Raw genomic sequence first — 26,046 nt, 5'->3', positions numbered from 1 at the left:
GCTCACGATGACGTGCCGCGCATGAATACGCCGCTCGATTTTTCCTCGCGGGCCTCGACTGCGCTATGCTCGCCGCGCTCTTCAAGAGCAACGCTCGATCGTGGGCGCTCGACATCGAACGCCGCATGGGCGCCCGCGGCGGAAAATCATCCGGCTTGTTGACACGCTGCGCGCGCGAGACCGAAGATAGCGCGAAAGACAGCCCCAGCGGCGCTTTACCCCAGAGGAGACCGTTCCGTGGCCAGCACCATCCTCGCCGTCGACGACAGCGTGACCATGCGCAAGGTCCTCGAGATCACGTTCGCGGGTCCCGAGTTTCGCTGCGTGGCGGCCAATGGGCACGACGCGGCCCTGGAGAAGCTCAAGACCGAGAAACCTGCCCTCGTGATCGCGGACGTCACGCTCGAGGGCAAGAGCGGTTACGACCTCTGCAAGGCGATCAAACAAGCTTCGCCCGCGACCCAGGTCCTCATCCTGTCGTCCAAGCAAAACCCGTACGATCAGGCCAAGGGCTCGGCGGCCCAGGCCGATGACCACATCGACAAGCCGTACGACAGCACGGCGATGATCGACAAGGTCAAGAAGATGCTGGCGTCGCCCGCGAAGCCGGCCGAGGCCCCGAAGGCCGCCGCGCCGGTCGCCGTGCCGACCCCGGTCCCCGCGGCCCCCGCCAAACCCGCCGCCGCCGTGCCGACCGCCGCGGCTGCCGCAGCTGCCGCGCCGCCCCAGCGCGCCAAGACGATGCTCTACAACCCGGGCAACCCGGGCGGCGTGAACGCAGCGATCCCGGGCGTGCCCCCCGCGGCCACGAAGCCCGAGCCCGCGCTCGCCAAGACGGATGTCTCGGCCAAACCCGGCACGGCCGCCGCCGCCGCCGTGAACGGTGGTCAGATGGCCGCGCGCCTCGAAGAGATGGGCCTGACGCCCGCGCAGATCGAAGGCGTGCTCGCGCTCTCGCGCGAGGTCGTCGAGCGTGTCGTGTGGGAGGTCGTCCCCGTCCTCGCCGAGACGCTCATCAAGGAAGAGATCGCGCGTTTGACGAAGTAGCGGCGCGATCCGCTACCCGCTGCTCCCTGAGCCATCCGACCGCGTCAAGCTGGCGATGCCTTGACTTGCCAGCTCGACCAGTCGTTCCCGCAACGCAGGGGGTTCCACGGCGTCGAGGCCATCGATCACGCCCAGCAGGTGCCGCGCGAACTCGCGAACCGACCGGTAAGGAACGCAGCGTTCGAGGACTTCGTCGGGCGCGACCCACGCGTCCTTCTGCTCGGGATGCCAACGTATCTCGGAGATCCAGCGAGCCACAGGACCACGAAAACGGACAATCGCGACCCCGGGTCGATCTTCATCGATGCCGTAGCGAGGGTCGCCTTCGCTCCACGGATCGGCCGGCACCGCGGCCGTCGGTTTTTCGCTTGACAGGCGGGTCAGTTTCGTGACGTTGGCGAGCCGAAAGGTACGCGGCGCTTTACGAAGCTGCGAGTAGCCACGGACATAAAACACGCCGTCGTGGAGCCAAACCTGCCAGGGCTCGATTCGATGCAGTTTGAGCTCGTTTGCCCATGGACTCCGGTACTCGATCGACACGACCTCGCGCCGGACGGCGCGCAGAAGCTCGAGCACCCACCTGGGCTCGCGCAGCATCGCCGAGCGCTGTGTCACGCGCAGAGCGTCGCCCCTGATCGGGGTCTTCTTCCCGTCGCCGACGCGCTCGGCAAGCCCCCGGAACAGCGCCCATGCTCTGGTCGCGCACTCTCCCTGCCCCACTTCCTGCAGCAGGCCGGCAGCGGTGAGGATGGCTTGAAGATCCTCGTTCGAGGGATCAGTGAGCGGCAGGCTGAACGTGCGGTCGACGAGCTGGTACCCACGCAGCGCTGCGACGTACGGAACCTCGGCGCCTCGATCCCGTAACCACTCGATGGCTCGTTTGATGGTCTTCTCCGAGGCGCCTGCGCCGCGCTGCATCTGCTGGATCGGCACGGACTCCTCACGCTGAAGCAGGCGCAACACCTTCTTGGCGACGTCCTCGACCCGGCTCCCTCCAGAGCGCGCCGCTGCCTTGAGCATGTACGCCAATGTACCATGAAGACGAACCATCGCCGTCCCGGGCGGTGGGTCCCGTTTGGACCCACCAGATCGTTCAGGCTCTCCGGCGAAAGGAGTTCGTCGATGCACAGCAGACGTTACGGAGACATCGAGGAGATCGCCTCGAAGACCGATGGCAACTGCCATCTCTGTCACGACCCCGTGGAGGTCGCGTTTTATGGGCCCACCGGAGCGTTCGGCGAGGAGACGGTCACCGTGGACCACCTCGTTCCTCAGAGTTTTGGAGGCGACGACGACCCCGACAACCTCATGATCGCGCACGGGCGATGCAACAGCATCCGCGGCACACGGGATGCGGAGCTCGTGCGCCTTTCGCTCGCGGGCACGACGCGGGCGCCCATGAGCGGGTCCGAAAAGGACGCGGTGGCTGTCGTCGGCGGGATCGGCTTCGGTCTCCTGGCAGGAGCCGTCTTGGCCAAGGAGCAACCTGATGGAACGCGGCGATTCAACACGGAGGCCGCGGCCGTGGTGGGTCTGTTGGCACTCCTTTTCCGCTCCGCGGCTTAGAAGTCGGCCCCCTCACGTCATGGGCGTTGCTTCCACAGCGGGGTGACTCCTACCATCCCCGAATGGAGGAGACCTTCATGAGCAACGCCGAACACCTCAGCCGTCAAACCCTCGAAGAGACCCCTGCCCGCGTCCTCGCCTTTCTTCGCGGCGTGGGCACGTCCGCCGTCATTCGCACGGCCCTCGCCGGGCGAGGTTATTCGTCCGAGGAGCACGCCCAGGGCTGGGAGCTACTGCATCGCGTCTCGGGTTATCGGGATCCGAAAGCTGCCTCGACGGACGACACGGACGCGCAGAAAGCAATCGTCGCGCTCGACGCCTGGGACGAACCCAATTTTCGCGTGAGCCGCGCCGCGCTCGAACGATTGCACCCGGCGCAGGCGGCGTTCGTATTCGATGGCCTCGAAGCGCAGGTCGGCGCGGGCGCCGTCCTCTCGGTGCGTACCTTCCTCGATCGGCTCGACGCGCTCGAGAGCGCGCCCGAGCGAACAGCGACGCGCAATGCGGACCACGCGGCGCTCGCGACGCTGGCGAAACGGGGAATCACCAAGGATGAGCGAAAGCGCGTCCGAAAACTGGTGGAAGCGGCGCAGGCGATGGGCGCGCCGGCCGAGGCAGAAGCCGATTCGACGGCCGACGCGCGGCGCGCGGACCTCGTGGCATTACGCGCCTGGTTCGACGATTGGTCGGAGACGGCGCGGACGGTGATCACGCGGCGGGACCATTTGATCCGGCTGGGGCTCGCGAAGCGCAAGAAGGCGGCAAAGCAGGCGGAGGGCGGTGAAGAAGGGAAGAGCGGGGCGGAGGGGTGATGTTCTCCCTCGACGCTCTTGCGCGGGCTGCCTGATCCCCGAGGACGAGGAGATTTGCGCCCTCGGCGAGAGCAACGGCGAGTCTGCTTTGGTTGTAGAGGCGTCGCCCGCGCCCCTCGATCCCGGCCCGTGACGATCATTCTTGCCCGGCAACTTGGTTTCCTGTCCGGCTACCGGCCAACTGCTTGACCGAGAGCAGCGCCAAACCAAGGCTCACCATGGCTCCTTCGGGGGGCCTGGTTGGTGCATGCCCCTGCTTTTCGTCGGTTTCACCCGAAAGGAGGACAACATGTCGATGAAATTGGCAAAATCCGTCGGAATGATTGGAATGGTGGGAGTGATCGCCAGCGGTATGATTGTAGGCTCGGAGGCTTCCGCGCTCGCGCAGGAGCTGATCGTCAATGGCAGCTTCGAGGAGCCGCACCTGGCATCCGAGACGTGGCGCACGTTCAACTCCATTCCGGGCTGGCGCCTCGCGCGGGGTGCAGACATTGAGATCCAGGACTACGTGGCTGGTAGCCCGCATATCGGGAGCCAGCACGTAGAGCTTGATAGCCACAGCAGCACGTCGATTTTCCAGGACATCCCCACTCGACCAGGACAAGCTTACACACTCTCCCTCGCGTTCTCGCCGCGCCCCGGCACCCCGGCCAACGACAATATCCTGAAGATTCACTGGGACGGTAGGTATCTTGATACAGTGATGATGTCCGGAGAGGGGTTGTCCGATACTCGCTGGACGACGAAGTCATATATCGTCACCGCGACCGGCCAGACAACCCGACTGGAGCTCCGTGACGCAGGCATCTCGAACGGCCTAGGGACCTACGTGGACGCGGTCTCGCTGCGGCTACGGTGACAACGCTGCGCTGGCACAGATGCCAGTCGCTCACGGCACCGGGCGGAAGCTGGAGCATCGACCGGTTCGATGCTCGGAAGATCGCGAAGCGATCTTCCCTCGGGGGTCCGGAAGGTCGTTCAGCGCGGGAACTCGTCGAAAACCACCGAGTCTGGAACCGTGACCCCCAGGCCCGTGCCGACCTCGGTGCCGTCCTGGCGGAAGAGCCGATACGTGGACTGAAGGTACCACGCAGCGATCGCCTTGCCCGCGGGGACCGACAGCGGGATGGTCCACGTATCCACCTTACCAGTCCGCAATGTGATCGTTTTCGTGTAGGTAAAGTCCATCCCCATGGTCGCGGACGCGCTCAATTTGATCGGACTAATCGCCTCCCACGCGGCTTCCCCCCCCATTGTCGCCGAGATACCCACCTTCGCGGACCACGCGTCCGCGTCCCATTTCTCCTCGGAAGCCGAGTGGGTGAAGCTCACCGCCTGGTCCCTGGTGCCCTGGTTGTACGCCCAGTTGATGAGCACGTAGCGATCGCTCCGCCGCAGCGTGTAAAGTGGGCTGAGCACGAATCGCTGCGCGTCGGTGTACTGGGCGTCGTGGACAAGTACGAAGGGCACCTGCGCCTCGTAGACGGCGATCACCTCCTCATGGGGGGATGGGCGCGCGAAGCTGTGGAGTCGCGGAAACACGTCCGGAGACTGGTACTTGGCCAAGGTGGGGATTGGCACCCGCAGGGCCCAGAGCAGCTCGTCGTGCTCAGGCTGGCTGCGGGAGGCCACCCCGTAGAAGGTCCCCGGCTGGATCCAAGCCTCCCCCGAAGGGGCGCCACTCTGCGCCTTGATGGTCCACGAGCCGAACTCATGCCTCGTCCCGGTCTCGCGATTGTTCCAGATCAGGTCGCCCGGGAGCCCTGGCGCCGCCAGATCAGCGCGAACGCAGCGGATCTCGTCGACGCGCGGCTTGCCGTGGCCGCGCGTGCTCACCAGCCCCATCGCCACATAACCCTGGGGCGGCACCGGCCGCCAAAATGAGCCATCCATACTCGCGCCCGAGCCCCTGTCATTCCACACTGGCTTCAGGTCAACCGGCGGACGCAGCGCCGGCCGGCTCGGATCCCTCGACGTATCCTTGACGACCAGGACCAGATCGGTGTCGGTCGGCATATTGTAGTTCTTACGCCCGTAATGGCCGAGGGCGTAGAATCCATCCGGCGGCAGCGGCCGGTAGTAGGCCCCGTTGTATCGACCGCCGCTGCTCCGGTCGTTCCAGGTAAGCTCGAAGCGGTTCGTGAACTTGATCTCCAGATCCGACGCTGCGTCCTGCTCCAATAGGTCCGCTGCGCGCGGCTCCGCCAGCGCCTCCGTCACCGATCTGACCCTGGCCGTAGGGAAAAGGGCCAGGCTCGCCACCTCGACGTTATCGGCTTCCTCCGTGGGATCTGCGTCTTCGCTAGAGCGGGCGACGCAGCTCGAAACGAATGCCCCGCAGAACAGCACGACCATGCAATTCCGTACCTTCATGACCTCCCCCCTTGCATGAGGACACTGCGCCGCGACGCGCGGGATTGAAGCGCTCGAGCGTACGCTTGCCCATCGAACGTACTCATGGAGAGGAGGGGGCGCGTTGTCACGCGCGGCTTGCGTTCCCACGCCCGCGTCCGCTCCCACTCCCCCCTCCCTCTTCCTTTTCAGCCCCTCGCGAACCCTGTCGAGCTCGCCTCCGCCCTGTCGCCCGCACCCCGAAGCGTGCCGCCTCACCAACCTGAAAATCCTGCCGCCGCTCCTCGCCCTCCGCTCCTCCCCAGGACGAATTTTCCCTGCCCCACGCGCCTCCTTGACACCCGACGAGGCTTCCTCTTCGGCTCCCTCCCCTCCGCCCGCGCCTCCGACAAGCTCCACGCACGTCTGACAAGCCCCCGCTCCGCCCCGACAAGCCGTTCCAACGCTCGGGGCTGCGCTCGGACAAGCCGAGCTGCGCCCCGAACCCCTTCCCCTCGTGCCGCGGTGTGGCAATGTGCCTGCCCTCCGATGAGCACTGCCGAACTCGCAAAAGCTTACGAGCCGAAGGACGTCGAACCCCGCTGGTACGCCTACTGGGTCGAGCACAACGTCTTCGCCGCCAACCCCGATCCGGCGGACAAACGGCCCGTCTACGTCCTGCCCATGCCGCCCCCGAACGTGACGGGGTCGCTGCACATGGGGCACGCGCTCTTCGTCACGCTCGAGGACGTCCTCACCCGCTGGCATCGCATGCGCGGGTTCAACACGCTCTGGCAGCCCGGCATCGATCACGCGGGCATCGCCACGCAGACCGTCGTCGAGCGTCAGCTCCGCCGCGAGGGCAAGAGCCGCCACGACCTCGGTCGCGAGGCTTTCACCGAGCGCGTCTGGCAGTGGAAGGCCGAGAGCGGCGGCCGCATCGCGCTCCAGCAGCGCGAGCTCGGCGCGAGCCCCGACTGGCCGCGCAGCAAGTTCACGATGGACGCGGACATGTCGCGCGCCGTGCGTGAAGCGTTCGTCCGTCTCTACGAGCAAGAGCTCATCTACCGCGACACGCGCCTCGTGCACTGGGACTGCGAAGCGCAGACCGTGCTCTCGAACCTCGAGGTCGAGAACGAAGAGGCGAACGGCGAGCTCTTCGAGTTCGCGTATCCGATCGCCGGCGGTGAAGGCGAGCTCGTCGTCGCGACGACGCGCCCCGAGACGATGCTCGGCGACACGGCCGTTGCGGTGCACCCCGACGATCCTCGGTACAAGCACCTACACGGGAAATTCCTGCAGCACCCGTTCCTCGATCGAAAAGTCCCGATCATCACGGATGCGATCCTCGTCGATCCGAAGTTCGGCACGGGCGCCGTGAAGGTCACGCCGGCGCACGACTTCAACGATCACGAGACGGGCAAGCGCCACAAGCTCGAGATGATCTCCATCATGAACAAGGACGGCACGCTCAACGCCGAGGCGGGGCCGTTCGCGGGGATGGAGCGCTTCGCCGCGCGCAAGGCCGTGAAGAAGGCGCTCGACGAGAAGGGCCTCGTGCGTGGCTCGAAGAACCACACGCTCGTGCTCCCGCGCAGCGAGCGGAACGGCTCGATCGTCGAGCCGATGATCTCGACGCAATGGTTCGTGAAGATGAAGCCGCTCGCGGGCCCGGCGCTCGCCGCGGTTCGTCATGGCCACACGAAGATCATCCCCGAGGACTGGACGAAGACCTACGAGCACTGGATGACGAACATCCTCGACTGGTGCATCTCGCGCCAGCTCTGGTGGGGCCATCGGATCCCGGCGTTCTACTGCGACACCTGCGGTCACCTGATGGTCACGCGCGAGGATCCGACGGCGTGTGAGAAGTGCGGCGCGGATAAGCTGCGCCAGGACGAGGACGTGCTCGACACGTGGTTCTCGAGCGGGCTCTGGCCGTTCTCCACGCTCGGCTGGCCGAACGACACGGACATGCTCCGCAAGTTCTACCCGGCGAGTGACCTCGAGACTGGCTACGACATCCTGTTCTTCTGGGTCGCGCGCATGATGATGATGGGCATCCACTTCATGGGCGTGCCGCCGTTCAAGCGCATCCTCTTGCACGGGATGGTCGTCGACGAGACCGGCGACAAGATGAGCAAGGTGAAGGGCAACGTGATCGATCCGCTCGACCTCGTGCACGGCGCGACGTTCGATTCGGTCGTGGAGAAGACGCTGCCCGGCGCGCCGCGCGAGGAGTCGCTGAAGAAGTTCAAGAAGGCCTACCCCTCGGCCTCGCAGATGGGCGCGGGCTTCTCCTCGTACGGCGCCGACGCGCTGCGCTTCACGCTGAGCACGTACTCTCCGCAGGCGCGGCGCATCCCGCTCTCGCCGAAGAAGATCGAGGGCAACCGGCACTTCTGCAACAAGATCTGGAACGCGGTGCGTTACGCGCTGCCGTACCTCGAAGGCGCGCGCGTGACGAGCGAGCCGCCGAAGGCCACGACGCTGACGAACCGGTGGATCCTCTCGCGGCTCGGCGCGGCGCTCGAGACGACGAAGAGCGGGCTCGACGAGTTCCGTTTGGATGAAGCGGCGCTCGCGCTCTACCACTTCTTCTGGGGCGAGCTCTGCGACTGGTACCTGGAGCTCACGAAGCCCGTGCTGAACCCGAGCGCGGGCGCGGTGCCGGGGCCGGAGCAGGACGAGACGAAGAACGTGCTCGCGTACGTGGTCGAGGCGTCGATCCGCGCGCTGCACCCGTTCATCCCGTACATCACGGAGGAGCTCTGGCAGCGTCTGCCGCGGCCGGAGAGCGCGCCGAAATCGATCGCGCTCGCCGCGTATCCGGAGCCGGGCACGGTGCCGCGGGATGCGGACGCCGAGCGCGAGATGGGCGTCGTGATGGCGGTGATCTCGGCGGCGCGAACGATCCGTAGCGAGCACGAGGTGCATCCGGGCGCCGAGGTGCCGCTCGTGCTCCGCGCGGAAGGCGAAGCGGCGCTGTCGCTGCTGCGCGCCGAGGCGCGCGCGATCAAGACGCTCGTGAAGACGACGGCGGAGCCGGCGATCGAGGCGCGCGGCGCGGCGCGTCCGAAGGGCGCGGTGATGAGCGTGGCGGCGGGCGTGGAAGTGCTCGTCGACCTGCGCGGGCTCGTCGAGGGCGCGAAGGAAGCGGCGCGGATCGAGCGCGAGATCAAGAAGACGGAGAAGGACATCGCCGCGCTGGAGAAGAAGCTCTCGCTGCCGAGCTTCGCGGAGAAGGCGCCGCCGGAGGTGGTGGCGGAGTCGCGCAATCAGCTGGAGGAGCTGAAGAAGAAGCGGACGGGTCTGGAGGAGGCCAAGAGTTTGGCGGCGGAGCTCGGATGAACAAGGTCTCGTTTGTCCACGGAGGTCCCGGGATGAACGAGCCCGCGCACAAGCTCAAGTACACGTTCGCCGAGTACATCGCGTATGACGAGGCGAGCGAGACCAAGCACGAGTTTCTCGACGGCGAGATTTACGCCATGGCGGGCGGCACGGGTCGACACTCGCTGCTCACGACCGCGATGAGCGGTGAGCTGCGTATCGCGCTCCGCAGCCGCCCGTGCCGCGTCTTCAGCCCGGACATGCGCCTTCGCGTGCAAGAGACGGGACTCGCGACCTACCCCGACGTGGCCGTCGTCTGCGGCCACATCGGGTACGACCCCGAGAGCGCGACCACGTACACGAACCCCATCGTCCTCGTCGAGGTGCTCTCCCCGAGCACCGAGAGGTACGACGGGATCTACAAACTGGATCACTACCTGCGCATCCCCACGCTCCGCGAGTACCTGCTGGTCTCACAGAACGAACCCCACATCCAGCACTACACGCGCAACGAGGATGACTCGTGGACGTTCCGCCACGTGCGGCCCCCGCAGCCCCTCAAGCTCCCCTCGGTCGACGTCACGCTCTCGCTCGACGACATCTACCGCGGCGTCTTCGACCCCTGACGCCTAGGCTCCCCACCAGAGCATCTCGTGCACCTGCATTTGCCCCTGGATGCTCACGATCACGCGTAGTTTGTCCCCGTCCGTCTCCACGACGTGCGCGGGAAACCCGTCCGCGGGATAAAACGCGCTCTTCACGAAGCCCTTCGCGTCGAGCCAGAACAGGTGCACGCCCTCGGGCGTCGGCCCGTGCATCAAGAGCATCCGCCCGCCGCCGAGCCACACGAAGTCGAGCCACTTGAACCCGAGCTCCGTGAAGCGCTCCGCCGAGGGGAAGTCATCGCCCACGTCGCGCAGCTCCGGCAGGTGCGCGCGCAGGTGCTTGTAGAGCAGGTCGTACCGCACCTTCGCGAGCCGCGGCATGCGCCGGTCCGGCGGCGCAATCACGGGCAGCGCGTCCGCGTCGAACGTCGGCACCTCCACGTGCGTTCGGTATCGATCGACGAGCCGCGGGTGATCGATCTCGTCGTCGGACAGCGCCTTCAGCCACCACCCGAAGATCGACAGATCCCCCGTGCCCGCGCGTGACGTGAGCCGCACGAGCGACTCCCAGAGCGGCCTCCGTACATGCCACTCGCCCCCGTGGTTCTTCACGACGCACGCGCCCACGTAGAGCGCGCCGTGCGTCACGAACTGCACGAGAAACGGGGGCTCGCCCTTCGAGGCGGGTTCGAGCCAAGCATCCCGCTTCTCGCGCGTGAGCCGGGCGCCGAGCCGATGCACCGACGCGTCCGAATAGTCGAGCGCGAGGTCGGGCGCGCCGAGGACCTTCGGCGCGAGGTGGGCGAACGTCGCGGCGATCTCGTCGATCTGCGCGAGGATCGCCGGGTTTTTCCCCGGGTTCGCGTCTTCGGTCCGTGCCTTCTGAAGGTCGAACCGGACGTCCTTCGGATAGTACGGCTGGAAAAACCTGGCGAACAGCAGCTCGGCGGTGCGTTTTTCGGCGCTCATGGAGGGGGGACGCGCTCAGAACATCTTCTTGCGCTTCGAGGACGACAGGATGCCGAGCATTTCTCGGTACTTCGCGACCGTTCTCCGCGCGATGCGGATGCCGTCCTGGTCCTCGAGGATCTTCACGATCGCCTGATCACTCAGCGGGTTCGACTTGTCCTCCGCCGCGATGATCTTCTTGATCGCCTGCTTCACGCTCTCCGAGGCGATGTCCTCGTCCGCGACACGGTGGATCGACGAGTTGAAGAAGTACTTCAGCTCGAAGAGCCCCTGCGGCGTGTGGACGTACTTGTTCGACGTCACGCGCGAGATCGTCGACTCGTGCATCCCCACGCTCTCGGCCACGTCGCGCAGGATCATCGGCTTCAGGTAGGCCACGCCTCGCTCGAGAAAGTCCTTCTGCTTCTCGACGATGCACTCGGTCACCTTGATGATCGTCCGCCGCCGCTGCTCGATCGCACGGATCAACCACTGCGCGGAGCGGAGCTTCTCGCTGATGAACTCCTTCGCCTTCGGGTCCTTCAGCATCCGCTGCGCCAGACCCTCGTTGATGAAGAGCCGCTGCAGACCCTTGTCGTTGTCCGTCACGACCCACAGGTCGCCGTCCTTGATGACGTAGACGTCGGGCGTGATGGCGATCGTCTTGTCGTCGACCTCGGCGAAGTTCCGCGCCGGGACGCTTTCGAGCTTCTGGATCTCCTGGACCGCCTCGTAGACCTCCTCGAGCGAGATCTTCAGCGCCTTGGCGATCGCCGGAAAGTTGCGCCGCTCGACGTTGTGGAGGTGGTCCTTGATGATGGCCATCTCGATCGCGTCGTAGCCGAGCACCTCCGCCTGGATGCGCAGGCACTCCGAGAGGTCGCGCGCCGCCACGCCCACCGGGTCGAAGCGCTGGAGCATCGCCAGCACCTCCGGCGCGTCCTCCGGGTCGAGCCCCGACTCGTTGGCGAGATCGTCGAGCGTCAGGTCCGGACGCTTCGTCCCGTCCGGGTTCTCCCCGCCCGACATGTCGAGGTAGCCGCGCTCGTCGAGGTTGCCGATGACGAGCTCGGCGAAACGACACTCGTTTTCCACGAAGTCGCTCATCTGGAGCTGCCAGAGCAGGTGCTCTTGCAGGCTCAGGTTCCGGGTCAGGTTCTGCTCGATCGGCGGCAGCTCCTCGAACCCCCCGCGCTGCGAAGGCATCGCCTGCTGGAGCTGGCGGTTCTCGAGGAACTGCTCCCAGTCGACCTCCTTCACCCGTTTTTCGGTGTCTCGCATGGCGAGATCGGTGTCGGAGTGCTCCGCGTTCGCCCGTTCGAGGGTCATGTTCGACCGGCCGTCGAGGTCCTGCGCCTCCCGGCCCGTCGTCCCCGAGGCGTCTCTCGACTTCGAGGACACCGATTCGCCCGAGTCGTCGGCGAGCAGCGGGTTGCCGTCGAGCTCCTTGCGGATTTCCTCTACCAGTTCGAGGCGCGACAGCTGTAGCAGCCGGATCGCCTGTACCAGCTGCGGCGTCATCACCAGCTGCTGGGACAGCTTGAACTGGAGCTTCATCTCCATGCCCATCGAGAGCTCCTACCTGGTCGAACACCCTGGGACCCCCACGCCCGGTCGGCGTGGGGAGCGAGGTCCGGACCGACTACGTGCCCGGTACCGCATCCCACCCTAGCACTGAAACCTGTCGCGGCCCGAGTCTTGCTTTGTCTCGTCTATAAACTCTTGGTTCAAAAATTGCGCATCCGTAGCCCCGCGACAAGCCTTGCCACACGGTGTTCTGAAACACAATCGCTGGAGAAGCTCCCTCACGCCTCAGGAAAATCCTGATGAACCCCTCAGTCAGGGATGGACGTGAGGCCCAGCCCATGATGTTGTACGAGCAGCCTAGCTCACGCGCTGCACGGCAACATAGGGGGGTTCCATGGGTTTGCAGGAAGGCGAGACACAAACCACGACGACCAAGCCAGGCGCCCGCGCCCTCGAAATCCTCGAGCGCTCCGGCCTCCGCGGCCTGCCCGAGTCCACACGACACGCCTTGATCGACGGCGGGAAGGTCGAGCGCCTCCTCCGCCGTCAGCGAATCGCACAACAAGGCGAGCTAGCCCCCGCCTTGTTCCTCCTCGGCAAGGGCCGCGTGAAGCTCGAGCGCGCCAGCAGCGGGCACGTGTTCCCGGTCGGTCACCGAGGCCCTGGCGACCTCGTCGGGGAGGCCGCGCTCACGGGCAATGTCGCTCCGGAGCACGCCATCGTCGCCGACGAGGTCGAGGCGCTCGTGATCCCGGCCACGTTCCTGCGCCGGCTCGCGACCACCGATACCCTCTTGCAAGCCGTCGTGGCGCGGGCGCTGCTCGAAGGGCAGCGCGCCGCGGAAGACCGGCTCGCCTCTCTCCTCTTACGCAGCGTCCGCGCGCGGCTGGTCGAGCTCCTGCTCGATGGGCTCGACCGCTGGGGCGAACCCCATCGAAGCGGGACCGCCCTCTCCGCTCCCTTCACCCACGCCGATCTCGCGAGCCTCATCGGCTCGACGCGCGAGACCGTGACGCTCGAGCTCGGCAAGTTGCGCCGCGCCAAGCTCATCGAGCTCGACAGGCGCCGGATCGTCATACTCGACCGCGACGCGCTTGCGCGGTACGCCGAGACGCCGTGATGCGACGGACGAGCGGGAAGACGCCGGAGCGCGGAGCGGCCCGCCTTGTCGCACGCACGCCGAAGACCGCGTCGAGGAGCCGCTCGAACGGATAGGGCTTGACGATCACGTCCGCGAAGTCCGCGGACTCGTGGCGGGGCAAGGGCTGGCTCGTCGTGACGATCACCCGGTGCGGCACGTTCCCGTGCGCGCGCATCCGCTGAAGGATCTCCACACACTTCGGCGAGGAGCTCGAGAGATCGATGACCGCGACGTCGTACGTCCGATGCCCGAGCTCCGCGAGCGCCTCGTCGAGCGTCGCCGTCTTCGTCACCTTCGCGCCGCGATTCGTGAGCAGAAGCGCCGTGGCTTCGCGCATCAGTTGTTCTTCATCCAAGAGCAGGATCGTCGGTACATTGAGCATGGCGCCGCGGCACCTTGCAGCGCGCGTGCCGTCAGGGTTCGGCGTCGGCAAGTTGGTTTCTGAGCTTACCAGCGTTCGTCGCCGCGCCTGAAGATCCCTGGTTCAAATGGCGCCCCCGCGGCTGCCTGGTTCCTTTCTGTACGAGGACGCTCTGTGCCCGAAGGAGGCTTGCGTGAGCCTCCTTGCGCGCAAATCGGTGACCAAACACGGGCAATCGTCGTCCGAGGACATTGCCGCGTGATTGCCGTGCGCGCTTTCTTCCCATCAACGAGCGGTCGGGACGTGGAAAGGTCGTCGACCAGACAGCGCAACCAACGTCGTCCGGTACGTCCTCCAAGAACTCCAAGATCCGCGTGATTTCAAGCACTTAACCGTCCTCGACGGCCTGGTTCGAATCGTGCATATGCTGGGTGCGCCGGGCCGGTCCTTCCGGTCCAGGTTTCCTTGGAGGCACGATGATGCATTCGCTTCGCGTATTGACGATTGCCACGCTTTCCCTCGCAACCGCCGCGCTCGTGGGCTGCGGCGACGACGAACCGCCGAAGAACGAGAACAAGAGCTGCTCCGTCCAGGCGCAGTCCGGCTGCGAAACCGGGCTCGTGTGCGAGGAGGTCGAAGGAGCCGAGCCGGCCTGCTTTGCGCCCGTGGCATTCAAGGGCGTGGTCGTGAATGCCCTCGACGACAAACCCGTCCAGGGGGCGCGTATCGTCGCCCGCGACGCGAACGACGCGGCCGTCTCGCCGGTCGCCATCTCGGGCGCGGACGGGTCATACACGCTGAACGTGCCGGCCAAACGCAACGCGGAAGGCAAACCGCTGGCCGCAAAGCTGACCCTGCGCGCGGACGCGTCGGGCTACCAGACGTTCCCAGTGGCCCCGCGCGTCGCGCTGCCGATCGATGTGGATGCGGCCACAGGCAGCCCGCCTGTGGTGCAAAACCCGTCGACGGACATCGCGCTCGTGCCGCTGCCGAATGCGTCCGGCCTCGGGTCGATCGCAGGCACGGTGGTGGCCGACACAGGCGTGGAGCTGGTGCCCGCAGGCGCGCTGGTCGTCGCCGGCGGATCGACGGGCATCGTCGACTTCAAGGGCAATTTCGTCGTGTACAACGTGCCGGCGAACGCGAGCGTGGACGTGAAGGCCTACGCCGCAGGCCTGCAGATCACGCCGAAGACGGTGGCCGTCGAGGCGGGCAAGGAGACGGGCAACGTGGAGCTGCGCATCACGAGCGCGGCGACGGCGAAGGTAACCGGCAGCGTGCAGGTCGTGAATGGCAACGGCTTCGACACGACGAGCGTCGTGCTCGCGCTGAAGGACACGTTCATCACGGAAGCGGCGCGCGGCGAGGTTCCGAAGGGTCTGCGCGTGGGCGGCGTGACCGGCGCCTACGAGTTCTCGGGCGTACCCGACGGCGACTACGTGATCCTCGCGGCCTTCGAGAACGACGGCCTCGTGCGTGACCCCGACATCTCGATCGGCGGGACGGCCATCCTCGACGTGACGATCGCGGACGGCATGAGCGTGACGAAGGAGGGCTTCAAGGTGACGGGCTCGCTCGAGACGGTCTCGCCCGGCAAGGACGCGATCGAAGAGGTGACGGGCACGCCCACGTTCGTCTGGGCCGACGACTCGAGCGAGGACATGTACGAGGTGCGCGTGTTCGACGCGTTCGGCGTGCTCGTCTGGGAAGACCTGGCCGTGCCGAGCGTGAGCGGCTCGGACAACGTGACCGTCGAGTACAAGGGCGACGCGCTGACCCCGGGCATGATCTACCAGTTCCGCGCGACGTCGATGAAGGACGGCGTGCCGATCTCGCAGACCGAAGATCTCCGCGGCGTGTTCATCGCCCGCTGATCCCTCCCCCCTCCCTTTCTCCCCGTAAAACAAGGCTTTTCTGATCCTCGTCCCCCCCGGAGGTGACCATGGCGAACGTACGTCTTTGGAAGTCCTGGCTCGTCGCGTGTGTGACGGTCGCAGCCACGGCGGTGCTCGCGAGCGCCTGCAGCTCGGACGGTGACAACACGTCGGGCAGCAGCAACAACAACGAGAACACGTGCACGTTCGGCGGTGAAAAATGCGCGGCCGGCTGTAGCCCGACGCTCGGCTGCGTGGAGTGTTCGGCCGACGAGATGTGCCCCGCAAGCGCGCCCTTCTGCGTGCTCGGCCGCTGCGAGGCGTGCCAGACGACCGCGCAGTGCGGCACTGGCAAGGCGTGTTTCCCCCACAAATTCACGTGCGAGCCGGTCTGCGCGGCGAACGGCGACTGCCCCGGCGAGGCGCCGATCTGCGACCCGAGCACGGGCGTGTGCCTCGGCTGTCTCTCGAACACGGACTGCACGGACGCGAAGAAGCCGATCTGCGATCCGACGCGCAGGCAGTGCGGGGCGTGCGCGGAGAACGCGGACTGCGGCGCCGGGCAGCCGGTCTGCGACCTGCAAAAAGGCGAGTGCAAGGAGTGCCTGGTCGACGGGCACTGCCCGCCCGGCTCGCTCTGCGGGACCGACGCGAAGTGCCACTCAGCCTGCACGTCGAACGCCGACTGCAAGGACGCGGGCAAGCCGGTCTGCAACGTGGCCGAGAACAGTTGCGTGGAATGCCTGGCGAACGCCGACTGCGGGGCTGCGGCGCCGATCTGCGACGGGAACAACTGCCGGGTGTGCGTGACGAACGGCGACTGCACGAACCCGCAAACGCCGGTCTGCAAAGACAAAAACGAGTGCGTCGGCTGCCTCGGGAACGCGGACTGCAAGGACCCGCTTTCGCCGATCTGCAAGGGCGAGGTCTGCGTGCAGTGCGACAAGGACGAGCACTGCACCGATCCGGCCAAGCCGAAGTGCGAAAACCAGGTCTGCGTGGCCCCCTAGAGCCGGAAAATCCCGTCGTTCGCTGGAAGAATGCGCAGCTCCGCCACTTGCTGCTAGAGTGCCGGCCCCCGAGCACGAGTGGCGGAACTGGCATACGCACCGGGTTTAGGTTCCGGCGCCGCAAGGATTGAGGGTTCGACTCCCTCCTCGTGCACCACATCTCGGTGGGGGGCTCCGGTCGGCCCTGAAGCGATTTTTCGCTTTGCGAAAAAATCTCCGGGCCTTCCTCTGCCCCCCACACCCCCCGCGCGCTCCCCTCCACTTCGCTTCGCCCCGTTGCGGGAAGCGCTTCGAACCGGTACGTGTTCAGGCCCCCATCCCGGGATTTGCGCCTGCTTGCCGTAGGGACTACGTTCGGCAGGCTCCGCGCCACCCCCGACCCTCGATCCGACCGGGACGACGAGCCCCGGAGCCAAGGCGAAAGACGATGCTCACCTGGGCGATGAAGAAGATCTTCGGCACCTCGCACGATCGTGCCATCCGTCGCATGCGACCGAAGGTCGAGGCCATCGGGGCCCTCGAAAAAGACCTGAAGAAGCTCTCGGACGCCGAGCTCCAGGCCAAGACGGCCGAGTTCAAGACCAAGCTCGACAACGGCGCGAAGCTCGACGACATCCTCATCCCGGCCTTCGCCGTCTGCCGCGAAGCCTCCCGGCGCGTCCTGCGCATGCGCCACTACGACGTGCAGCTCATCGGCGGCATGGTGCTCCACCAGGGCTCGATCGCCGAGATGCGCACCGGCGAGGGCAAGACGCTCGTCGCCACCCTGCCCTGCTACCTCAACGCGCTCGAAGGTAAAGGCGTCCACGTCATCACCGTGAACGACTACCTCGCCAAGCGTGACGCCGAGTGGATGGGCAGGCTCTACGGCGCCCTCGGCCTTTCGACCGGCGTCGTCGTCAACCAGCAGAACGACGCCGACAAGCGGCACGCCTACCGCTGCGACATCACCTACGGCCAGAACAACGAGTTCGGCTTCGACTACCTCCGCGACAACATGAAGTTCTCGGCGCTCGACTACCATCAGCGCCCGCTGAACTACGCGATCGTCGACGAGGTCGACTCGATCCTCATCGACGAGGCGCGCACGCCGCTCATCATCAGCGGCCAGGGCGAGCGGTCGAGCGACAAGTACCGCGTCATCAACGACGTGATCCCGCGCCTGCGCAACGAGGAGCACTACAACGTCGACGAGAAGGGCCACTCCGTCACGCTCACCGACGATGGCGTGGAGCTCGCCGAGAAGCTGCTCGAAGCGATCGGGGTCCTGAAGAGCAAGAACCTCTACGACCCGGTCAACCTGGAGACGCTGCACATCCTGAACCAGTGCTTGCGCGCGCACTCGCTCTACAAGCGCGACGTCAACTACCTGGTGAAGGAGGGCAAGGTCCTCATCGTCGACGAGTTCACCGGCCGCGTGCTCGCGGGCCGCAGGTGGTCGGACGGCCTGCACCAGGCCGTCGAAGCCAAGGAGAACGTGCGGATCCAGGAGGAGAGCCGCACGATGGCGACGATCACGTTCCAGAACCTCTTCCGCATCTACAAGAAGCTCTCCGGCATGACCGGCACGGCGGACACCGAGGCCTCGGAGTTCCACAGCACCTACAAGCTCGACGTCGTCATCATCCCGACGAACAAGAACATCATCCGCACGGACTACGAGGACGTCGTCTACAAGACCGAGCGCGAGAAGTTCACCGCCGTCGTCAACGAGATCATCGAGAAGAACGAGAAGGGTCAGCCGATCCTGGTCGGCACGACGAGCGTCGAGAAGAGCGCCGCGATCGCGAAGATCCTCGGGAAGAAGGGGATCAAGCACAGCGTGCTGAACGCGAAGCAGCACGAGAATGAGGCCTTCATCGTGGCCCAGGCCGGTCGCAAAGGCGCGATCACGGTCAGCACGAACATGGCCGGCCGCGGCACGGACATCCTCCTCGGCGGCAACCCCGAGATGCTCGCGAAGCTGCGCTTCAAGGAGCAGAACCGCCTGCCCGAGGCCGAGCCCGAGGCGTTCGACGAGCTCGTCGATCAGATCCGCAAGGAGTGCGAGGCCGAGGGCAACGAGGTGCGCGAGATCGGCGGGCTCTACATCATCGGCACCGAGCGGCACGAGTCGCGGCGCATCGACAACCAGCTCCGCGGCCGCGCCGGCCGCCAGGGCGACCCGGGCATGTCGCGCTTCTACCTGTCGCTCGAGGACGATCTCATGCGGATCTTCGCGGGCGACCGCGTGAAGAACCTCATGGAGAAGATGGGCATGCCCGACGACGAGCCCATCGAGCACCCCTGGGTCACGAAGAGCGTAGAGAACGCGCAGAAGAAGGTCGAAGAGCGCAACTTCGACATCCGCAAGAACCTGCTCGAGTACGACGACGTGATGAACGCGCAGCGCAAGACGATCTACGACATTCGTCAGCAGCTGCTCGTGGGGCGCTACTCGCCCGACATCGTCGACGAGGAGGGCAAGGCGACGGGCGAGAAGCGCACGATCAAGCCGCTCCCGCGGATCGTCGAGGACGTGGTGCCGGACATCGGCTACCTGCTCGGCATGTTCGCGGCCGATCCGATCTCGCCGCGCGACAAGGAAGGCAACCCGCGGACGCTCTCGCGCAAGGACTTCGAGAAGGTCGAGAAGTTCGTCGAGACCGACAACCTGCAGAAGGAGCTCTACACGCGCTACGGCGTGAAGATCGACTTCGAGAGCCGCGAGGACGCGGGCGTCGAGATCTACGACGAGTGCATCGACATCATCCCGCGCGCGCTGACCGAGCAACGCGAGCGCTTCCTCGACCTGATGGACCGGATCATCGGCGCGATGGTCGAGGAGAACTGCCCGCCGCGGAAGCCGCCGGAGGACTGGGACTGGGGCGGGATCTTCCAGGGCTTCCGCGAGCACTTCGGGATCGAGCTGCCCGACGAGATCGCCGAGCACGCCGAGGCCGAGCACCTCGCGCACGACCTCTTCGATCGCGCCGAGAAGGCCTTCGAGGCCCGCGAGAAGGAGATCGGGACGGAGCTGCTCCTCAGGATCTTCCGGCACATCTACCTGGAAGAGCTCGACAAGTCCTGGGTCGATCACCTGACCGACATGGACCACCTGCGCGACGGCATCGGCCTGCGCGGCTACGGCCAGAAGGACCCGAAGCAGGAGTACAAGAAGGAAGGCTACAACCTCTTCGTGACCATGGTCGCGCGCGTGCAGTCGAACGTGATGACCAAGGTCTTCGCGATGAAGGTGCGTCGCGAGGAGGAGGAGCAGGCGATCGAGGAGCAAGACCTCGCCCGCCACCAGGCGCAGCTCGATCACGCCGTGGCCCACCACGCCGAGGAGCTGCCGCCCGGCGCCTCCGAAGAGCCGCCGCCACAAGAGCCGATCGTCACGGCCGAGATGGAGTGCCCCTGCGGCAGCGGTAAGCCCTTCATGCAGTGCCACGGCGCCGAGGACGAGGCGTCGGTATGAGCACCGCGGCGTCACACAGGCCGGTCCACCCGTCGATGGTGCTCGGGGCCTACCTCGAGCGCCTCGTCCGCGCGCGTCGCGTCGCCGTGCTCGGTGACGCGACCCTGGAGCTCGCCGAGAGGTTCGTCGAGCGCGGCGCGAGGCTCGTCCACGCCTACGATCCCGATGCTGCCCGCGCGGCCGAGGCCTTCGCGCGCACCGCGCAGGATCGCGACCGGCACGTGACGCACGCAGTGCTCCAAGGCGACCTCGGCGTACGCGATGGGGCCTTCGACGTGGTCGTCCTGCCCGATCTGTCGATCTTCGCCGACCCGTCCGACGTGCTGCGCAGAGCACGAAAGCTCGTCGGCTCGGCCGGCGTCGCGGTGATCGCCTCGCCAAACCCGGACGCGTCGCGCCGGCTGCTCGCGCTGTCCTCGCCGCGCGGCAAGGAGACGTCGCCGCCCGGGTATTACGCGCTCTACGACCTCGTCTCGCTCCAGTTCCCCGTCGTGCGCATGCTCGGGCAAGCGCCGTTCGTCGGGTACACGGTGGCGGACTTCGCCGCCGGCCCGGATCTCGAGGTCAGCGTCGACACGTCGCTGCTCAAGGCGACCGAGGAGCCCGAGCACTTCATCGCGATCGCCAGCGAGCGAAAGGTCTCCGTCGACGCATTCGTGGTCGTGGAGCTCTCGCTGTCCGAGGTGCGCGAGGCGATCGGAACGGCAGGCGCGACGGCCGCCGACACGGGCCGCGTGAAGGAGCTCGAAGCCGCGCTCGCCGCGCACGACGAGCGAAGGCGCACGGACGAGAAGTCCGCCGAGGAGCGCGCGGCCGCCGCCGTGGCGACCGCGGCGCGCGTGGTCGAGCTCGAAGCGAAGCTCGAACGGCTGCGCGAGGTGGACACGCGCGCGGGCGACACGCACGTGCGGGCCGAGCGGCTCACCCACCAGATCCGCGATCTCGAAGAGGAGCTCCGCCGCCAGCGCGACCGCGCGACCAAGCTCGCGAAGCAACTCGACGACGAGAAGAAATCCCGCACGAAGGCCGAGGTCGAGCTCGGGCTCGCCCGCGGACGCCCGGAGATCCCGGGCGCAAAGGAGCGCATCGAGCAGCTCACGGCCGAGCTCACCACGACGCGCACGCGCGCCATGGAGCTCGAAGGCGAGCTCAGCGCGGCCGGCGTGGGCATCGAGGAGCTCTCGAGCGATCGGGCCGCGCTGCGCGCCCGCGTCGCCGAGCTGGAGCTCCGCCTCGCTGCCCAGGAAGCCGCCTCACGCGAGCCGGATCCCGGTCTGCTCTCGCGCGTCGCCCAGCTCGAAGCCGCGCTCGAACGGTCGGAGGCCACCCGGCAAGCGGCCGTGCGCCGCGCCGACGAGCTCGCCGAGACGCTCGCGGCGACGACGGCCGAGCGGCTCCACCTGACCGAGAAGAACCAGACGCTCGAGAAGCAAACGGCCGCGCTGCTCGCCGAGCGCGCCGCGAGCGAGTCACTCGCGCCGGAGATCGACGCGCTCGAAGCGCAGCTCCGGGCTCGCGGGCATCGCATCGTGGTGCTCGAAGCGGAGCTGCGCGAAGGCCTGCGCGTGGGCAAGGAGCTCGTCGAGGAGCTCGAAACGCTTCGCGCGACGGCCGTGGTCCCCGCGGGCGAGGCCGCTCCTCCGGCAGCCACGCCGCAAAACGGAGCGCCCGTGCCTCCGTCGGCGCTCGGCGGGTTTGCATCCGCGCCCGAGGCGGCGCCTTCCGAGACCGCGGAAGCCTCTCCCGTCGCCAACGCCGACGCCGACACCCTGAAGACGCAGCTCGACACGCTCGCGGCCCGCGCGGCCCGCTCCGAGGCCGATCTCAAGGCCGCGGAGTGGCGCATCGCGCAGCTCGAGCTCGCCCTCGCGTCCGCCGAGCGCGGCGAGGGAGAGCCCGCGGCCGTGGCCGTCGAGCTGGAGCAAGCGCTCCTCGCCGCCCACCAGGAGCTCGCGACGCTGCGACGAGCGGTCGGTCCCGAGGGCGGGCACGTCGCGCCGGGCGTGGTCGAGCAGGCGGTCCTCCTCCACCAAATCTCTACTGCCGCGCTTGGGGACTCCGCTCCGTAAACGGAGCTGCGCCCCCAAACCCCCCGCCAACTCGACGGCGTCGTCCCCTGACGGCTCGCCCCCTCTGCCTGGCCGCGCTAACACGTCGGCCATGCGTCCTCGCCTGATCGCCGCGATCGCTCGCATCGCAACCGCCGCCACGCTCGTGACGGCCCTCGGCGCCTGCGGCTCGGCCGTCCCCAAGCCGGCCGCCGATCCGATCGAGGCCATGCGCGCCGGCGCGAGCGCCTCGCAAGACGGTGAGGTCCTCGGCCGCTGGCTGCTCGGCGAGCTGCTCGTCCCCGGTGGCGACGCGGCGCGGGCACGCGAGGCGCGCGGAAAGCTCGACAAGGCTTCCTCGAACAAGGGCCTCTACGCCTCGCTCGCGCGCGCCGTCGACGACGAGACCCACGGACGCTTCCGCGCGGCCGCCCTCGCGCACCTCGACGCTGTGAACGCCGCCCGCACCACGGATCACCCCGACGCGCCGCTCATCGGCTGGTACGCGGCGAGCCACCTCCTCCGCCTGCGCACGAGCGTCCCCGGCATCTGGGATCTCGCCAAGGACACGGTCGTGCGCACGATCGAGCAACCGGGCCACATCGGCTGGCGCGCGCGCAGCGACCTCGCGGAGTGGTGGAGCGTCGAGGGCCTGCGCAAGGAAGCGGAGGGCAAGGACAAGAGCCCGACCGAGATCGCGGCCGAGCGCTTTGGCTGCGCCAAGAAGGCGCGCCTCGCTGGCCCCTTCGGCCACCTCGCCGCGAATGATCACCGCATGCATTACGAGGCCGAGCGCGCTGGCCCCTGGCCTCGCCTCTTCCCGGCCGATCCGCGCCGCGCCGATCGACCGCGTGTCCTCGCCACCGAGCGGCGCGGCTGCCAAATCCGCAGCGGCGAGCCTGTCTCGGGCGGCGTCTTTTATGCCGAGACCTTCCTCGAGCTCCCCGCCGAGCGTGAGCTCATCGTCGCCGTGCAGGGCGCGTTCTCGATCCGCATCGACGACGTCGAGGTCCTCACGCGTGACCCGCGCGACTGGGGCATCTGGCCTCGTTTCGGCGCGCGCGTCCGCCTCTCTGCGGGCCGCCATCGCATCCTCGCGCGCATCGGCAACGCCGAGACCGGCATCCGCATCCTCACGCCGAACGGCCTGCCCCTCGGCGCCGAGACCTCCGACGATCCTACGGCGCCGTACGTCCTCGAGCCGCCGCTCGTCCTGCCCGATCCCAACGTCCTCGAACCTTTCCTCCTCGCGCTCGGCGTCCCGGCCGCGCCGCGCACCCCGCGCCCTTCGCCGCGCGACACGAACGATCCCATCGCGCGTTACCTCGCCGCGTGGCTCTCGCACATCGAGGGGCAGGACGACCTCGCCTCCGTGCTGCTCGAACCGCTCGTGAAGGATCCGTCGCGCGCCACGGGCCCCGCGCTCTCCACGCAGGCGCTCTTCATCGAGAAGGACCCGATCTTCCCGCAGAACGACGCGCGTGATCTCGTGAAGGACGTCCGCGCCCGCGCCGTCGCCAAGGATCCCGACCTCTGGCTCTCGCTCTTCTGGCTCGCGCTCGACGAGGCCGACAAGGTCGGCGCGCCCGAGGCCGCGACCAAGGTCGCCAAGCTCGCCGATCGTTTCCGCGAAGTCCCGGACATCCTCAAGGGACTCGGCCGCATGTACGCGCAGATCGGCTGGACCGTCGAGCACGCGCGCACCGTCAAGGACACGGCCACGCGCTTCTCCGAGGACACCGAGGCCCTCTTCGCGCTCCTCCGCCTCCACGACGAGCGCGGCGACGTCGCCGAGGCCGACAAGATTGCGAAGCGCATCGAGGCCCTCGATCCCGACGCCGAGGTCGCCCTCCAGCGCGCGCTCGAACGACGCGACTGGGGCGGCGCGATACGCGAGCTCGAGCGCATCGGAAAGACCCGCCGCGATCGTCAGGACATCGCCATCAAGATCGCCGATCTCCTCACCCGCGCCGGCGCGCAACGCGAGTCGATCGAGGCCCTCGAACGCGCCGTCAAGAACGACCCCGAGGACGCCTCGGCGCGCCTCGCGCTCGCCGACGCGCGCCTCGCCCGTGGCGACAAAACGGCCCTCCGCGCCGCGCTCGTCGAGGCGATCCAGACCGGCGCCGATCCTTCCGCGCTCCGCGAGGCGATCGAGCTCGTCGAGGGCACGACCGAGCTCACGCCGTATCGCATCGAAGGCAAGAAGGTCATCGCGCAGTTCGAGGCCTCGGGCGTCACGATGCCTGGCACCGCGGCACGCGTCCTCGATTACGCCACGGTCTGGGTCCACGCCGACGGCTCGGCGCGCATGCTGGAGCACGAGATCATCGGCATCCAGTCGCGTGAGGCCATCGAGGAGCTCGCCGAACAACGCGTCCCGCGTGGCCTCGTCCTCAAGCTCCGCACCGTCAAGAAAGACGGCCGCGTCCTCGAACCCGAGTTCGTCGACGGCAAGCCCACCGTCACGATGCCGCACCTCGAAGTCGGCGATTACATCGAGACCGAGACGCTCTACACGCTGCGCGGCGACGGCCGCGGCGGCCGCAGCTTCGAGGGCCCGCGCTGGTTCTTCCGCGAAGAAAAGATCCCCTACTTCATCAGCGAGTACGTCGTCGTCTCGCCCAAGAACCGCCCGCTCGACGTCGAGATCGGCGGCAGCGTCCCCAAGCCCACCCTCAAGGAGAACGGCGCCTTCGTCGAGCGTCGCTTCCGCGTCGATCGCAGCCCCGCGCTCCCCGAGGAGCCCGGCAGCGCGCCGACGCAGGAGTTCCTCCCGAACGTGCGTGTCGGCTGGGGCATCAACCTCGACGAGCGCATCGAGCGCCTCGTCGACGCCACGAGCGACGAAACCCCGCGCGACCCGCGCCTCAAGCGCATCGCCGAGAGCATCGTCACCGGCGCCGCGCCCGACGACGACAAGGACAAACCTGCCCGCCCGACGTCCGTCGACGAGCAGGCGCGCCGCATCTACCGCTGGGTCCTCGCGAACGTCGAGCAGGGCCGCGAGGACGACGGACGCCGCATCGTCATTGGCAAGAGCGGCAACCGCACCGAAGCGTTCCTCTACCTCTGCCGCCTCGCCGGCATCGACGCCTCGCTCGGCATGGTGCGTGATCGCCTCACCCCACCTTCGACGGGACCGCTCAGCGACGCCGAATCCTTCAACGCGCTCGCCGTCCGCCTCGACACCGAGCGTGGCGTGCGCTGGATGGTCGTGCGCGACAAGTTCGCGCCGTTCGGCTACCTCCCGAGCTCCTTGCGTGGCCAGCCTGCGGTCGTGCTCGAAGAGGGCGCGCCGCGCGAGACCACGCCGCTCACCGGCTCGCGCGACGGCGTCACCTATGAGGGCACGGTCGAGCTCCGCACCGACGGATCGGCCACGCTCAAGCTCGAACAGCGCTTCGAGGGCAAGTTCGCCATCATGCTCCGCAGCGCACTCGAGAGCTTGCCCGACGCGCAACGCGACGAGGCCATCGAGACCAAGCTCATCGGCCAGGCCTTGCCCGGCGCGCGTTTGCGCTCGCTCGACATCAAGAACGCGACCGACCTCGACGCGCCGCTCGTCCTCGTCATGGACCTCGAGATGAACGACTTCGCTCGTGTCCGCACCGGCGACATGGTCGTCTCGCCGCCCTTCGCGCTCCGCCTCTCGCCCTTCGCGGCCCTCCCCTCGCGTGAAACGCCGCTCTACATCTCGGAGCAATCCTCGGTCTTTTCGAACGTTCGCCTGAAGGTCAAACTCCCCGAGGGAGCGCGAGTCACCACACAACTCGCCGCCGCTTCCACCCAGGACGGAGGCCGCACGGCGACCGTCAGTGACCGCGTGGATCGCGACACGCTCGTCTTCGAACGGGCGATCAACATCCCCGCTGGCCGGGTGCAGCCTGATGCGTATGGCACCTTCCAGAGCTTCGTCCGCGAAGCGGAGGCGGCGCTGCATCGCGACATCGTGATTTCCGTGGGATCACGTTAGCGATCTCGCG

The 26,046-nt window shown here is 67.4% G+C and carries 17 protein-coding genes and 1 tRNA gene; 13 read left to right on the top strand and 5 right to left on the bottom strand.

The window, feature by feature from the left end:
• The first annotated feature begins 237 nt into the window (after positions 1-237).
• A complete protein-coding gene (locus KEG38_RS06950) occupies positions 238-1,047 on the top strand; it encodes a response regulator transcription factor (RefSeq protein ID WP_272418278.1) in 810 nt (269 codons plus the stop codon).
• Positions 1,048-1,059: 12 nt separating this feature from the next.
• Here the strand turns inward: KEG38_RS06950 and KEG38_RS06945 are convergent, their stop codons facing one another.
• Positions 1,060-2,067 (bottom strand): helix-turn-helix transcriptional regulator, encoded by a 1,008-nt coding sequence (locus KEG38_RS06945; RefSeq protein WP_272418277.1) that lies wholly within the window; start codon positions 2,065-2,067, stop codon positions 1,060-1,062.
• 102 nt (positions 2,068-2,169) lie between these two features.
• Here KEG38_RS06945 and KEG38_RS06940 point away from each other — a divergent pair, with 102 nt between their 5' ends.
• The 3 genes from KEG38_RS06940 to KEG38_RS06930 all read left to right on the top strand — a co-directional run bounded on the left by KEG38_RS06940 (position 2,170) and on the right by KEG38_RS06930 (position 4,284).
• Entirely contained in the window at positions 2,170-2,613 is a 444-nt protein-coding gene (locus tag KEG38_RS06940) for an HNH endonuclease (RefSeq protein WP_272418276.1), read from the top strand.
• 77 nt (positions 2,614-2,690) lie between these two features.
• Entirely contained in the window at positions 2,691-3,425 is a 735-nt protein-coding gene (locus KEG38_RS06935; protein ID WP_272418275.1) for a hypothetical protein, read from the top strand.
• Between the two features lie 289 nt (positions 3,426-3,714).
• Positions 3,715-4,284 carry a DUF642 domain-containing protein gene (locus KEG38_RS06930; RefSeq protein WP_272418274.1) on the top strand — a complete coding sequence of 190 codons (570 nt, stop codon included), beginning with the start codon at positions 3,715-3,717 and terminating at the stop codon, positions 4,282-4,284.
• A gap of 119 nt (positions 4,285-4,403) precedes the next feature.
• Here the strand turns inward: KEG38_RS06930 and KEG38_RS06925 are convergent, their stop codons facing one another.
• Entirely contained in the window at positions 4,404-5,780 is a 1,377-nt protein-coding gene (locus tag KEG38_RS06925; RefSeq protein WP_272418273.1) for a Vps62-related protein, read from the bottom strand.
• A gap of 525 nt (positions 5,781-6,305) precedes the next feature.
• Between KEG38_RS06925 and KEG38_RS06920 the strand changes: the two genes are divergently transcribed.
• A complete protein-coding gene (locus KEG38_RS06920; protein WP_272418272.1) occupies positions 6,306-9,107 on the top strand; it encodes a valine--tRNA ligase in 2,802 nt (933 codons plus the stop codon).
• 32 nt (positions 9,108-9,139) lie between these two features.
• Entirely contained in the window at positions 9,140-9,712 is a 573-nt protein-coding gene (locus tag KEG38_RS06915; protein ID WP_272418271.1) for a Uma2 family endonuclease, read from the top strand.
• A gap of 3 nt (positions 9,713-9,715) precedes the next feature.
• Here the strand turns inward: KEG38_RS06915 and KEG38_RS06910 are convergent, their stop codons facing one another.
• Together KEG38_RS06910 and rpoN are read right to left on the bottom strand one after the other, a co-directional pair.
• Positions 9,716-10,660 carry a hypothetical protein gene (locus KEG38_RS06910; RefSeq protein ID WP_272418270.1) on the bottom strand — a complete coding sequence of 315 codons (945 nt, stop codon included), beginning with the start codon at positions 10,658-10,660 and terminating at the stop codon, positions 9,716-9,718.
• A gap of 15 nt (positions 10,661-10,675) precedes the next feature.
• Entirely contained in the window at positions 10,676-12,208 is a 1,533-nt protein-coding gene (rpoN, locus tag KEG38_RS06905) for an RNA polymerase factor sigma-54 (protein WP_272418269.1), read from the bottom strand.
• A 352-nt stretch (positions 12,209-12,560) separates the two neighbouring features.
• Here rpoN and KEG38_RS06900 point away from each other — a divergent pair, with 352 nt between their 5' ends.
• The gene (locus tag KEG38_RS06900; RefSeq protein WP_272418268.1) at positions 12,561-13,286 is read left to right on the top strand and encodes a Crp/Fnr family transcriptional regulator; all 726 of its coding nucleotides are present in this window, start codon (positions 12,561-12,563) and stop codon (positions 13,284-13,286) included.
• On the opposite strand, the gene KEG38_RS06895 is transcribed toward KEG38_RS06900, so the two are convergent.
• Positions 13,240-13,689 carry a response regulator gene (locus tag KEG38_RS06895; RefSeq protein ID WP_272418267.1) on the bottom strand — a complete coding sequence of 150 codons (450 nt, stop codon included), beginning with the start codon at positions 13,687-13,689 and terminating at the stop codon, positions 13,240-13,242. The two genes, KEG38_RS06900 and KEG38_RS06895, sit on opposite strands and share 47 nt — an antisense overlap.
• 455 nt (positions 13,690-14,144) lie before the next feature.
• Between KEG38_RS06895 and KEG38_RS06890 the strand changes: the two genes are divergently transcribed.
• From KEG38_RS06890 to KEG38_RS06865, 6 genes are all read left to right on the top strand, one after another.
• Positions 14,145-15,542: a hypothetical protein gene (locus KEG38_RS06890; RefSeq protein WP_272418266.1), complete on the top strand. Its 1,398-nt coding sequence runs from the start codon at positions 14,145-14,147 to the stop codon at positions 15,540-15,542.
• A 68-nt stretch (positions 15,543-15,610) separates the two neighbouring features.
• On the top strand, positions 15,611-16,552 hold the full coding sequence (locus KEG38_RS06885; protein WP_272418265.1) for a hypothetical protein: 942 nt from the start codon (positions 15,611-15,613) through the stop codon (positions 16,550-16,552).
• Between the two features lie 72 nt (positions 16,553-16,624).
• A tRNA-Leu gene (locus tag KEG38_RS06880) sits at positions 16,625-16,709 on the top strand.
• A 270-nt stretch (positions 16,710-16,979) separates the two neighbouring features.
• On the top strand, positions 16,980-20,012 hold the full coding sequence (secA, locus tag KEG38_RS06875) for a preprotein translocase subunit SecA (protein WP_272418264.1): 3,033 nt from the start codon (positions 16,980-16,982) through the stop codon (positions 20,010-20,012).
• A complete protein-coding gene (locus KEG38_RS06870; RefSeq protein WP_272418263.1) occupies positions 20,009-22,081 on the top strand; it encodes a hypothetical protein in 2,073 nt (690 codons plus the stop codon). The genes secA and KEG38_RS06870 overlap by 4 nt, the downstream gene beginning before the upstream one ends.
• Positions 22,082-22,172: 91 nt before the next feature.
• Entirely contained in the window at positions 22,173-26,036 is a 3,864-nt protein-coding gene (locus KEG38_RS06865) for a hypothetical protein (protein WP_272418262.1), read from the top strand.
• Positions 26,037-26,046 lie beyond the last annotated feature (10 nt).

The organism is Polyangium jinanense (assembly GCF_028435265.1).
Lineage (GTDB): Bacteria > Myxococcota_A > Polyangia > Polyangiales > Polyangiaceae > Polyangium > Polyangium jinanense.
Note: the sequence above shows the minus strand (reverse complement) of the source record. Positions and strands in the feature narration are given on the sequence as shown.